Raw genomic sequence first — 13,602 nt, forward strand, 5'->3', positions numbered from 1 at the left:
TAATACATTTAAAGCAAGAGACTACATACCATGAAAAAGTATCTGCACATCCTACCCGCCTGCTTTTTATTTTACGCTGCCGCCCATGCACAGCAGAAAGATACTGTCTACGTCACCGACTTCGGAGCAGTCCCCTACTCGTACGAGAACTGTGTTACACAAATACAGGCTGCCATCGACGAATGTAAACGCACGGGAGCCAAAGTGCTATCGCTGCCCGAAGGCCGCTATGACATCTGGCCCGAAGGAGCCACCCGCAAAGAATACTACATATCGAATACATCCACCGAACAGGAATGTCCCTCAAAAGTAAAGACCGTGGGACTGATGCTCCATGAAATCGATGACCTGACCATCGAAGGAAACGGAGCCACCCTGATGTATCATGGGAAAATGACGACCATCGCCCTGGAACATTGCAACGGGGTGAGAATAAACAACCTGCACATCGACTTTGAACGTCCTGCAGGATCTGAGATTCAATACCGGAAAGTGACCGGAGGAGAAACAGAAGTAACCCTGCACCGCGATACGCGTTATGAGATTGTGAACGGAAAGATCCGGCTGTATGGCGAGGGATGGCGTTCCAACAGGAATCACTGCATCGAGTACGACCCGGATACGGAATCTTTCACCTACAGCCAGGGGTGGAATACACTGTCGGCATCCGATGCCAGAGAGATTGCTCCGGGCATCGTCCGCTTCAATACCCCGGCGGAATTTATGCCCAAAGCAGGAAACACACTGACCGTCCGCGATATTATCCGCGACCAGGTGGGGCTTTTCATTCTTGAAAGCAAAAACATCACGCTGAGCAGGCTACAGATGCACTACATGCACGGGTTGGGCATCGTCAGCCAGTATACCGAAAACATAACGATGGACAGAGTCAAGTGTGCTCCCCGCCCCGATAGCGGCAGGTTATTGGCAGCCTCAGCGGATATGATGCACTTTTCGGGATGTAAAGGAAAAGTAATCATAGACAGTTGTTATTTTGCCGGAGCACAAGACGATCCGGTCAATGTGCACGGAACCAACCTGCGCGCCCTTGAGAAAATAGATGCGCAAACCCTGAAGTTACGCTTCATGCACGGACAGAGCTATGGATTCAATGCTTACTTCAAGGGAGATACCGTCGCCTTTGTCCGGGCAGCCACCATGGAACGCTTTGCCTCGGCAACGGTCAGGGACGTAAGGCGAATATCGGACAGAATAGTGGAAGTACGTTTCGACCGGGACATTCCGACAAGCCTGGAGCTCAATCACGATTGCGTAGAGAACATGACCTGTACCCCCGAAGTGGAAATACGTAACTGCTACTTCACACGAACCAGTACAAGAGGAACTCTGGTCACCACTCCAAGAAAGGTGGTGATAGAGAACAATACGTATTACAAAACGGGCATGAGCGCCATACTGATTGAGGCCGACGCCGAAGGCTGGTACGAATCGGGACCGGTCAAAGATGTATTGATCAAAGGCAATACCTTTATAGACTGTGCCTATAATGGAGGCCCCGGCCATGCTGTGATCGCCATACATCCTTCCAACAAAATCATCGATGCCGAACGCCCGGTACACCAGAACATCCGCATAGAGGATAACACGTTCAGAACATTCGACTACCCGGTGCTCTACGCCAAGAGTACGGCAGGACTCTTGTTCAGGAACAACACCATCGGCCGCACGGAAACTTTTCCTGCCGCATCCGGCAATCCGTACGTTTTCTATCTGAACGGCTGCAAGAAGGCAGTGATAGAAGGCACCGTATTCGAAGGAGAGACTCCCCGGCAGAGTATAAAAACAGAGAATATGAAAAGAAAAGACCTGAAAACAACGATCAAATAATCCCTTACGCTTATGAAAAAGCCTTCATCAACTCCTTCTCCCCGCCTGGCCTCACTGGACATCCTGCGCGGTTTCGACCTTTTCCTGCTGGTCTTCTTCCAGCCGGTATTGTGGACATTGGCACATCAGCTCAACCTCCCATGGCTGAACAGTATTCTTTTCCAGTTCGATCATGAAGTATGGGAAGGGTTCCGTTTCTGGGATCTGGTAATGCCTCTTTTCCTCTTCATGACAGGAGCCTCCATGCCGTTCTCGTTCTCCAAGTTTAAAGACAATCCGGACAAAGGCCCCGTTTACCGCAAAATCATCAAACGCTTCATCCTTCTGTTCATCTTCGGAATGATTGTACAGGGCAATCTGCTGGGCCTCGACCCGAAACATCTGTATTTATACTCCAACACCCTTCAAGCCATTGCCACAGGCTATCTGATTGCCGCCATCATACAGTTGCATTGCAACTTCCGCTGGCAGCTGATCGTCACAGCCCTGCTATTACTGATCTACTGGATACCGATGACCTTCCTGGGCGACTTCACTCCGGAAGGAAACTTTGCCGAGAAGGTGGACAGGCTGGTACTGGGGCATTTCCGCGACGGAGTGTTCTGGAATGAAGACGGCAGTTGGAGCTTCTCTGCTCACTACAACTACACCTGGATCTGGAGCAGCCTCACTTTCGGGGCTACCGTGATGCTGGGAGCTTTTGCCGGAAAGATAATGAAAGCAGGTAAGGATAATCGCCGGAAAGTGGTACAGACCTTGCTGATAATCGGCATATCCCTGATAGCCTTCTCGCTGATATGGAGCCTGCAAATGCCCATCATCAAACGGTTGTGGACAAGCAGCATGACGCTTTTTTCCGGCGGACTTTGCTTCCTGCTGATGGGTGCCTTCTACTACCGGATAGACTACAAAGGACACAGCCGCGGGCTGAACTGGTTGAAAATATACGGCATGAACTCCATTACGGCTTATATCTTGGGAGAGGTCATTAACTTCCGTTGCATAGCAGCATCCGTCAGTTACGGACTGGAGCAATACTTGGGTGGTTATTATCAGGTGTGGTTAAGCTTTGCCAACTATCTGATTGTATTCCTTATCTTACGGATCATGTACAGGCAGAAGATATTCCTGAAGATCTGAGTGGAAAGATCGGAAGTGTCAGCCATCTGCAGAATCATAGCGCAAAAAGAAACCGAATAGCACTTTTCGCTAACAGAGCTCCTATTCGTTTCGGATGCTTCAGGAGAAAAAAAGGGCCGAACGGCAGCTTTCGGAGGTGAAAAGCCGGGCCCCGGGGGTAAAAGAGCCTTGCTTTTCGGAAAAAGAAGCAAGTATTTACTCCGAAAGGAGTAAGCATTTACCCGGAAAGAAGTAAGCATTTTCCTAAAATGTCCTTATGTTCCGGAAATATCTCCTATTGTTGTCCGGAATATCTCCTATTGCTATCCGAAACGGGTCTTGGCGGAAGAATTTTTCCTCCCGTTGACCATTGCAGACAAAGCGTTGTACACTGACAGAAAAGCAGGAAGGAGACCGGAAAAGGAACCATTTACCGGCAGAACCGTCATTCCACCTTCAAAGTAAAAGCAAACAAGCTCAAAGATGGGAAATGTGATATCGGACTTTACACGCAGGGCGCGTTTTTTTCGCCCGGACTGCCAGTCGGTCCGAAAGAAACGATTCTGAGGAGGTCCGATAATCAAAGTGACACTTTGCTCACGGGAGATTCCGGGAAGGGGAACACGCATAATAAAATAGAACGTTTAACAGATATTTTTTATAAGTATGAGACTACATGTACTATCACTCACATGCCTGCTGCTTACAGTAGGAGGCACAGGGCCGGTCGCAGCCCAAAAGCCACAAAACTATCCGTACGGTGTTCCTTCCGAACCCTGGGAGGAATCTTTCGGAAATCATCGGGCGGTACTGCAAATAGAGAAGCCGGCACAAATCGCGAACCTCGACTTCCAATGGCGGCGTCCGGACAAAGATGCAGGACACAGACGATTTCTTATCATCCACGCTGCAACGGGAGATACCATCCGGAATATCCGCCGGATAGAGGTGAACGACGAACACTGCCGTTTGCAGTTCGGTCCGGTGGAACAAAAAGGCACTTACTACTTCTACTACCTCCCCTACCAAGTGCAAAAGGGATACGGATTCTACAGTGGCGGATACCTTCCGAAAGAAAACGAACCGGATGCAGCCTGGCAGGCTCAAGGCGGGTCAACCCTGAAAAGCACTCGGGCCAAAGTGGTCAGAGTAGAGTCGCGGCAGGCTTTCGACAGTTTTTACCCGATGGAAGTTGCCGCAACGGCCCGGGAGAAAGAGAACTACATCAACCGGCACAAAGCCTCCCTCTACCTCTTTGCCGAAGATCGCAGGTTCCCCATCCGGATGCGCAGCAACCTCCCCACCAAATGGCTGGCAGACAAACAGGGAAAACTGTTTCGGGGAGAAGCAGCCCCCAATGAATACTATACTTTCCAGATCGGGCTTTGGGCAGCCGTGAACCAAGCAGACAAGATTGCTTACCGGGCTTCTTCCCTGAAGTGCGGCCGGGAAATAATACCGGCAACAGCCATTACCTGTTTTAATGTCGAAGGTACCGATCCTTACGGAAAAGCGTTCAAAAAAGAAGTAAACGTCCCCAAAGGAGAGGTACAGGCTCTCTGGTTCGGAATAGATATACCCGACGGGCAGAAGGAAGGCATCTATACAGGCACCATCACCCTCAGCGATGCTAGCGGAGCACAAAGCTCGATCCCCTTGAGTATACGGATTGCGGGAAAGGCATTGCCCGACAGAGGTGACAGTGAATTATGGAGATGCAGCCGCCTGAGATGGCTTAACTCGACATTGGGCATAGCCGATACACCTACCGCACCCTACACAGCCATGACTGTGAATGAGAACCGTATCGGTTGTCTCGGGCGTAGCATAACGATAGACGAAGGCACAGGACTGCCCGCACAAATCCGTTCATGGAACAACGACGTGCTGAGCAGTCCCATAGAGTTTGTCATCCAAACCGCCGGTGGAGTGAAAAGCCTGAAAGCTGTCCCCGAACTGACGGAGCGGACAGAAGGCCATGTAGCAGGCAACTGGAAAGCCGAAGACGAAGATATGACAGTCAGCTGCAAAGCAATCATGGAGTTCGACGGATGGATAAACTACATATATACCATCACCCCAAAAAAGCAGATACAGGTGAAAGACGTCCGTCTGGTATTGCCGGTCAGGAATGAAATAGGAACTTATTTTCTGGGCATGGGGCTTCCGGGGCAACCTACTCCTCAACAGTATGACGGTAAATGGGATGCCCCCGAGAAAACGGTGAACAACTTCGGAGTGTCCATCCCCACCTCCAAAGAGCAACAATGGCTGTGGCCTTTCGACAGTTTCTGGATCGGGAACGAGCATGCAGGTATCCACTGCGAATTCAGGGGAAGCACCTACAGCGGTCCGCTATTGAATCTGTACCGTCCGGCCTATCCGGAAAGCTGGTTCAACGGGGGTAAAGGCGGATTCGCCATACGGAAAGAGGCAGACGGAGTGAAAGCTGTGGCATACAGCGGAGAGCGCATGCTCGAAGCGGGCAGTTCCATTACATTTGATTTTGCCATGATCATCACTCCGGTGAAAATGCTGGATATGAAAAGCCAATTTACAGACCGCTATTACCACAATGGCCCCAAACCCACACCTTCACAAGCCGACATCGAAGCAGGAGTACGCATCATCAATGTCCATCAAGGCAATGACTACAATCCGTTTATCAACTACCCCTTCCTGACGGTAGACAAAATGAAAGAGTTCACCAAAGAGTGGCATGCCCGGGGATGTAAAATAAAGATATACTATACGCTGCGCGAACTGAGTAATGCCACCGCCGAGATATGGGCCATCCGCAGCCTAGGAAACGAAATCCTGAGAGGCGGAAACGGCGGGGGATTCCCATGGTGCCGCGAGCACTTCGTGACGAACTACACACCGCAATGGTACGAACACTTTGACAATGCTGACAAGCAGGGTACCACTGCCGATGCATCTATCCTGACAGCCGAAGGAGACTCCCGATGGTACAACTATTATATAGAAGGATTGCGCTGGATGGTGCAGAACATGGACATCGACGGTATCTATCTGGACGACGTTTCCTTCGACCGCCGTATCCTGAAACGAATGCGCCGGGCTATGGAAAGCGTTAAGCCAGGATGCCTCATCGATTTACACTCGAATACGGGATTCTCAAGGGGACCCGCCAATCAATATACGGAGTTTTTCCCGTATGTAGATAAGCTGTGGTTCGGCGAAAGCTTCCTTTATGATAAAATGACACCGGCCAACTGGCTGGTCGAGTCATCGGGCATTCCTTTCGGACTGAGTGGCGACATGCTGTACAGAGGTGGGAACGCATGGTTAGGGATGCAATATGGAATGACCGTCCGTTATCCATGGTACACCGAAGGAGTCAACTGCGATCCGCGCCAGGTATGGAAGATATGGGATTCATTCGGCATTGCGGAAGCCACCATGCTCGGGTTCTGGGAAGAACATCCGGCTGTAAGCACATCGGACGAAGCTGTCAAAGTCACTGTCTATCGCAAACCGGAGAAAGTACTGCTGTCTTTAGGTAATTATTCGGATGAAGTGAAAACCGTAAAACTGAATATAGACTGGAAACAGATCGGCCTGAACCCACAAAAGGCAAAGCTGACAACACCCGAAATACCGGACATGCAACAGGCGCATGAATGGAATGTAGACACACCGATAGTGACAGCCCCCCGGAAAGGTTGGATAATTTATCTTACCTCCGAGTAAACGTCACATAGTCTGCACAAGATTCAAGGTTTTTCTTTATCTTTGTGCAGACTATGACAAACCAATACTAACTCTAATAACACCCAAACATGAAGAAACTTTATTCACTTCTCCTCACCGCCCTGTTTGCCTTGCCGGCGGCGCATGTCCATGCCACCGACTACACGCAAGGGCTCTCCATCTGGTTCGACACACCGAATACACTACAAGGCAGAGCCATCTGGTATGGCAGCCGCCCCGATCTCTGGAAAGGAGAAAGCAAACCGGAGAGCGCAGGAGACACTGCCCGGAACCCCGATGCCAACTGGGAGTCGCAATCATTGCCCATTGGAAACGGAAGCATCGGAGCCAACATCATGGGCTCGATAGAAGCGGAACGCATCACCTTCAACGAGAAAACTCTCTGGAGAGGAGGACCTAATACTTCGAGAGGAGCCGATGCCTACTGGAATGTAAACAAACAGTCGGCACATGTACTGAAAGAAATACGCCAGGCCTTTACCGACGGAGACCAGAAAAAGGCCGAAATGCTGACACGCAAGAACTTTAACAGCGAAGTGCCTTATGAGTCGAACCGAGAAAAACCTTTCCGTTTTGGTAACTTCACCACAATGGGAGAGTTTTATATAGAAACCGGACTCAGTACAGTGAACATGAGTGACTATAAACGTATTCTCTCTTTGGATTCGGCATTGGCCGTTGTACAATTCAAGAAAGATGATGTAGCCTACGAACGCGATTACTTCATTTCCTATCCTGCCAACGTGATGGCAATCCGCTTCAAAGCCGACCGGCCGGGCAAGCAGAACCTTACTTTCAGTTACTCCCCCAATCCGGTATCGACAGGAAGCATGTCGGCAGACGGTGCCAACGGCCTCGCATACACTGCCCACCTCGACAATAACGGCATGCAATATGTAGTGCGCATTCATGCCATTGCCAAAGGCGGAACACTATCGAACGCAAATGGAAAAATCACCGTAAAAGACGCTGACGAAGTAGTATTCCTTGTCACTGCGGATACCGATTATAAGATCAATTTCGACCCGGACTTCAAAGACCCTAAAGCATATGTGGGAGTAAATCCTGCCGAAACCACCCGTCAATGGATGGACAATGCCGTAGCCATGGGATATGATGTACTCTTCAAACAGCATTACGACGACTACGCCGCTCTGTTCAACCGGGTAAAACTACAACTGAACCCGGACGCACAAAGCGCCAACCTGCCCACCGGCAAACGCTTGCAAAACTACCGGAAAGGGCAACCGGACTTTTATCTGGAAGAACTCTATTATCAGTTCGGACGTTATCTGCTCATAGCCAGCTCAAGACCGGGTAACATGCCTGCCAACCTGCAAGGCATCTGGCACAACAACGTAGACGGTCCGTGGAGAGTGGACTACCATAACAACATCAACATACAGATGAACTACTGGCCGGCTTGCTCGACCAACCTCTACGAATGTACATTGCCGCTGATCGACTTTATCCGTACGCTGGTAAAACCGGGACAGAAAACAGCGCAGGCTTACTTCGGAACAAGAGGATGGACAGCATCGATCTCAGCCAATATCTTTGGATTCACCACGCCGCTTGAAAGTGAAGAAATGGCCTGGAACTTCAATCCAATGGCAGGCCCCTGGTTGGCAACGCATGTCTGGGAGTATTATGATTACACCCGCGACAAGAAATTCCTGAAAGAGACCGGATACGACCTGATCAAAAGCAGCGCCCAGTTTGCCACAGACTTTTTATGGCGCAAACCGGATGGAACCTACACCGCAGCTCCGTCTACCTCACCCGAACACGGACCGATTGACGAAGGAACCACTTTCGTTCACGCCGTAATCCGCGAAATTCTGCAGGATGCCATTGAAGCAAGCAAAGTACTCGGAGTGGACAGCAAGGAACGTAAACAATGGCAAGAAGTGCTGACACATCTGGCTCCCTACAAAGTGGGCCGCTACGGTCAGCTGATGGAATGGTCGAAAGACATCGATGACCCGAAAGACGAGCACCGCCACGTCAACCACCTCTTCGGACTGCACCCGGGACATACGCTCTCACCCATCACCACACCCGACCTTGCCAAAGCTGCCAGAGTGGTACTTGAGCATCGCGGCGACGGAGCAACCGGATGGAGTATGGGATGGAAACTTAACCAATGGGCACGTCTGCAAGACGGTAACCACGCCTACAAACTTTTCGGTAATCTGCTGAAAAACGGTACACTGGACAATCTGTGGGATACTCACCCGCCTTTCCAGATCGACGGAAACTTTGGAGGTACCGCCGGTATCACAGAGATGCTGCTGCAAAGTCACATGGGCTTCATCCAACTATTGCCCGCACTTCCGGATGCCTGGAAAGACGGAAGCATCAGTGGAATCTGCGCCAAAGGGAACTTTGAGGTAGACTTGTCATGGAAAAACGGACAGCTTGCAGAAGCAACCATCTTCTCAAAAGCAGGCGAACCTTGTACGGTGAGATACGGAGATAAAACTCTCTCTTTCAAAACAAGTAAAGGAAAAGTTTATAAATTGGCTTTAGATGCAGACCGACTGGTCATCAAATAATACTTTATTATAATTCTATCAAATAAAAATATCCCCGGAAGAAAAGTATTTTTTCCGAGGATATTTTTGCTTTATTACACAGAGTTCACTCCATCCGGAGAAGTATATTCATCATACAGAGATATCCAAACCTAATGTTACTGCCATCCGGATCTTACTACTAACGTTCTACTATCTTTATTGTAAAATCCAAAAAGTATCCTATTTAACATTTTGGTATTTCTCAACTCCAACATTCCTAAATATAAACACTATTAAACAGAACCGGATAGAAAACCGGAACGAAAAGACAAAACCTTAATGTAAAGCCTCAAAACAAAAAGACAAAAAATTCTTCTCAGGAAAGAGGTGCTCATTATTAATATTAAATAATGCTCACCTATATATTATGAGTGGAATAAAAGTGGGGTATAGTTCTCACGGAACTTATCGTTATTCAAGTGTTTCTGCAAATGTGTCTTAACCTTTGGCCTGTTCTTGTATTAATACTTTTTTGTTAACTTAGGCTAACTTGTGTTTATAAAATCACAATATCTCTCGGCAAAGATGCGATAACTTTTAATAATATGCAAGAATTTATAATAATAATTTTCTTTATCACTGCTCTTTGCACCACTATTTTATTAAAAAGCAGCAGATAATGAATAAAACGTGCCGCCTCAGAGGAAGGTGGTAGAAAAATAAGCCTCTCTCTATTTGCAAAAGGTTAATCAGCGGGACTTAGTAGTTCCTGTATCATTTAACATAATCAGCTTCCCGGACCAATACGACTACCCGTACAGGTGAAATAATAAAGAAAAAGGACGAATCAGAAGGTTCGAAGTTATATAAAAGCCGATTTATCACTTTTTTCCAAGTTCCGTGAGAACTTAATCACCTTTGGACAAACAAATTTAATAAACAAATCAGCATGGTTCAGAAAGGAGCAAGAAAAGAATGACATACATACAGTAACCTCTAATAATTATGCTTATGAAGTAGAAAAAACGAATCCTTTACAAACCTTATTCCGGAAACAAAATAAAATCCGGAATCCTAAAACAAACTATCAAATTAATGTTTAACCGAACAATTTAGTGTATGACAGAAAAAACTAACCTGTTTCCGAACCTAATCCGGTTTCGAGAAACAAATCGCCTGAAAATGGCAATCGCTGCTTCTATCATGCTATGGTGTGCTACACCTCAGCAAGCGGCAGCCGATACTTACGAAAAACACGAAATCGCCTCCGTACAGCAGCAGAAAGTGAAAACAACAGGTACGGTACTGGACCAGAACGGAGAAGCCATGATCGGCGTATCCGTCAAAGTGAAAGACAATGCCACTATGGGTACCATCACTGACCTGGAGGGAAAATTCTCTATCGATGCACCCAAAGGTGCTACACTCGAGATCTCCTACATTGGCTATAAAACCGTTACAGTCAAAGCAGAAGGTACAGCTCTCCACATTACGATGAAAGAAGACGCCGAGGTACTGGATGAAGTTGTTATCGTGGGTTATGGTTCACAAAAGAAGGTGAACGTAACCGGTGCTGTCGGTATGGTAAACTCCGAAGTACTCGAAGCCCGTCCGGTACAAAATGTATCACAGGCATTGCAGGGTGTAGTACCGGGTCTGAACCTCTCGGTAGGTAACTCCGGCGGTGCACTGGATAGCTCAATGAGTATCAATATCCGTGGTGCCGGTACCATTGGCGACGGCTCCGGATCTTCTCCCCTTATTTTGATCGATGGCATCGAAGGTGACCTGAACTCGGTTAACCCGAACGACATCGAAAATGTATCCGTACTGAAGGATGCAGCCTCTGCTTCTATCTATGGTGCCCGTGCCGCATTCGGTGTAATCCTCGTTACAACCAAGAGTGGTAAGAGCGGCAAAGCAAAAGTCAGCTATAACGGTAACGTACGTTTCTCCGATGCGCTTTGTGTTCCGGAAATGATGGACTCTTATCAATTCGCACTCTACTTTAACCGTGCAGCCGAAAATGCCGGTGACTCAGGCCCATTCAGCCAAGAAGCGCTCGACCGTATTCTTGCCTACCAAGCCGGAACCCTGAAAGAGACAATGACCATGAACGAACAAACCCGTAAATGGCAGGCTTATGGCGGTGCTAATGCCAACACCGACTGGTTCAAAGAATTCTATAATGACTGGGTTCCGTCACAAGAGCACAGCCTGAGCATCAGTGGAGGTTCGGAGAAAACGCAGTATACCATCAGCGGAAGCTTCCTCGATCAGAACGGTCTGCTTCGCCATGGTAGCGATAATTTCCAACGCTATACGATGAACGGTAAAATCACAAGCCAGATTGCTGACTGGTTCACTGTCACTTACTCAACCAAATGGACACGCGAAGACTTTGACCGTCCATCCTATCTGACAGGTCTCTTCTTCCATAACATCGCCCGTCGCTGGCCGACCAATCCTGCTTACGACCCGAACGGACATCCGGTAGACGGCATGGAAATCGAACAGTTGGAAAACGGTGGAAAACAGATCAATCAGAAAGACCTGAACACGCAACAGCTACAGTTCATTTTCGAACCCATCAAAAACTGGAGAATCAATGTGGAAGGTAGTTTACGCACAACGAACACGAACGAACATTGGGATGTATTGCCGGTATATGCATACAACGCAGATAACGAACCGTACCTGATTTCATGGAACGGCGGCGCACTCGGCCTCTCTCAGGTAAACGAGTATTCATATAAAGAAAACTACTACACGACCAACATCTACTCGGACTACTTTAAACAGTTTGACAGCGGACACTACTTCAAAGTTATGGCCGGTTTCAACAGTGAGCTTTATAAAACCCGTTATGTCCAGGCTCAAAAGAGCACACTGATTTCAAGTTCGGTGCCTACCATCAACACAGCCACCGAAGACCCGAAAGCATGGGGAGGATATGCCCACAATGCCGTAGCCGGTTTCTTCGGACGTATCAACTACAATTATAAAGACCGATACATGGTGGAAGCTAACGGACGTTACGACGGTTCGTCACGTTTTATAGGTGACAAACGCTGGGGATTCTTCCCTTCATTCTCTGCCGGATGGAACGTTGCACAAGAACCATTCTTTGAAAGAATCGCCGAAAAATGCAGCATCGGTACATTGAAACTCCGCGCTTCTTGGGGACAATTAGGTAATACAGATACCAAAGACGCATGGTATCCTTTCTATCAGACTATGCCGACAGGCTCCAACTATGGCTGGTTGCTGAACGGAGCATTACCCAACTATGCCAACAATCCGGGCATTGTCAGCATGAAGAAAACATGGGAAACCATCGAAACATGGGATGTCGGTTTGGACTGGGGATTGTTTAACAACCGCTTGACCGGTTCGTTCGACTACTTCGTTCGTTATACTTACGATATGATCGGTCCGGCTCCCGAATTGGCAGCATCTCTGGGTACAGGAGTGCCAAAGATCAATAATGCGGATATGAAGTCCTACGGTTTTGAACTTGAACTGGGTTGGAGAGACCGTATCCGGGATTTCTCTTATGGCGTGAAATTCGTTCTGTCTGATTCTCAGCAGAAAATCCTGAAATATCCGAATGAAGACTACAACATCGGTACTTATTACAAAGGCCAGAAACTCAATAATATCTGGGGATACAAGACAATCGGTATCGCACAAAGCCAGGAAGAAATGGACGCCCATCTGGCAAAAGTAGACCAATCGGCCTTGGGTAGTAAATGGGGAGCAGGCGACATCATGTATGCCGACCTCGACGGTGATGGCAAGATCAGCACAGGAAGCAATAAGCTGGGAGATACAGGTGACCGCGTTATCTTGGGTAACAGTACACCGCGCTTTAACTACGGTCTGACTATCGATGCAAGCTGGAAAGGAATCGACTTCCGCGCATTCTTCCAGGGCATCGGTAAACGTGACTATTGGCTGCAGGGCCCGTACTTCTGGGGATCAACCGGTCTTGGACAATGGCAGGCTGCCGGCTTCAAGGAACATTGGGACTTCTGGCGTCCGGAAGGTGACCCTCTGGGAGCAAACACCAATGCTTACTACCCACGTGTAGCAAGAAACGGCGGTAAGAATACAAATGTACAGAGCCGTTATTTGCAGAATGCAGCTTATTGCCGTCTGAAAAATATCCAGATAGGCTATACTTTGCCTAAAACATGGACAGAAAAAGCAGGTATGTCGTCTGTACGTGTCTATGTATCCGGAGACAACCTGCTTACTTTCTCTGATATCACAGGCATCTTCGACCCGGAAGCAATCGGAAGTACATATGATGCGAACAACGGTAAACTGTATCCGTTGCAGAGAGTCATTTCAGTCGGTTTAAATGTTAACTTCTAAA

6 protein-coding genes are annotated in these 13,602 nt (G+C 48.2%); 5 read left to right on the forward strand and 1 reads right to left on the reverse strand.

Features of this window, described 5'->3' with window-relative positions; genetic code table 11:
• Positions 1-30: 30 nt before the first annotated feature.
• Positions 31-1,848, forward strand: coding sequence for a right-handed parallel beta-helix repeat-containing protein (locus BSHG_RS00880; RefSeq protein WP_008661597.1), 1,818 nt, complete (start codon positions 31-33; stop codon positions 1,846-1,848).
• Between the two features lie 12 nt (positions 1,849-1,860).
• Positions 1,861-2,988, forward strand: a complete 1,128-nt coding sequence (locus BSHG_RS00875) for an acyltransferase family protein (protein WP_005791961.1) — start codon at positions 1,861-1,863, stop codon at positions 2,986-2,988.
• 302 nt (positions 2,989-3,290) lie between these two features.
• On the opposite strand, the gene BSHG_RS00870 is transcribed toward BSHG_RS00875, so the two are convergent.
• Positions 3,291-3,596, reverse strand: coding sequence for a hypothetical protein (locus tag BSHG_RS00870; protein ID WP_008661599.1), 306 nt, complete (start codon positions 3,594-3,596; stop codon positions 3,291-3,293).
• Between the two features lie 37 nt (positions 3,597-3,633).
• On the opposite strand from BSHG_RS00870, the gene BSHG_RS00865 reads away from it, so the two are divergent.
• From BSHG_RS00865 to BSHG_RS00855, 3 genes are all read left to right on the forward strand, one after another.
• Positions 3,634-6,681, forward strand: a complete 3,048-nt coding sequence (locus tag BSHG_RS00865; RefSeq protein WP_008661601.1) for a glycoside hydrolase domain-containing protein — start codon at positions 3,634-3,636, stop codon at positions 6,679-6,681.
• 89 nt (positions 6,682-6,770) lie between these two features.
• Complete coding sequence (locus BSHG_RS00860; protein ID WP_005791960.1) at positions 6,771-9,260, forward strand: glycosyl hydrolase family 95 catalytic domain-containing protein; 2,490 nt, start codon at positions 6,771-6,773, stop codon at positions 9,258-9,260.
• A gap of 1,080 nt (positions 9,261-10,340) precedes the next feature.
• Entirely contained in the window at positions 10,341-13,601 is a 3,261-nt protein-coding gene (locus tag BSHG_RS00855; protein WP_005791958.1) for a SusC/RagA family TonB-linked outer membrane protein, read from the forward strand.
• The last annotated feature ends 1 nt before the right edge of the window (position 13,602 follow it).

The sequence above is a fragment of the Bacteroides sp. 3_2_5 genome (assembly GCF_000159855.2).
Lineage (GTDB): Bacteria > Bacteroidota > Bacteroidia > Bacteroidales > Bacteroidaceae > Bacteroides > Bacteroides fragilis.

Bases quoted from the DNA above. Each gene is read 5' to 3' on its own strand.
- BSHG_RS00880 (WP_008661597.1), top strand. From the start codon at position 31: ATGAAAAAGTATCTGCACATCCTACCCGCCTGCTTTTTATTTTACGCT.
- BSHG_RS00875 (WP_005791961.1), top strand. From the start codon at position 1,861: ATGAAAAAGCCTTCATCAACTCCTTCTCCCCGCCTGGCCTCACTGGAC.
- BSHG_RS00870 (WP_008661599.1), bottom strand. From the start codon at position 3,596: ATGCGTGTTCCCCTTCCCGGAATCTCCCGTGAGCAAAGTGTCACTTTG.
- BSHG_RS00865 (WP_008661601.1), top strand. From the start codon at position 3,634: ATGAGACTACATGTACTATCACTCACATGCCTGCTGCTTACAGTAGGA.
- BSHG_RS00860 (WP_005791960.1), top strand. From the start codon at position 6,771: ATGAAGAAACTTTATTCACTTCTCCTCACCGCCCTGTTTGCCTTGCCG.
- BSHG_RS00855 (WP_005791958.1), top strand. From the start codon at position 10,341: ATGACAGAAAAAACTAACCTGTTTCCGAACCTAATCCGGTTTCGAGAA.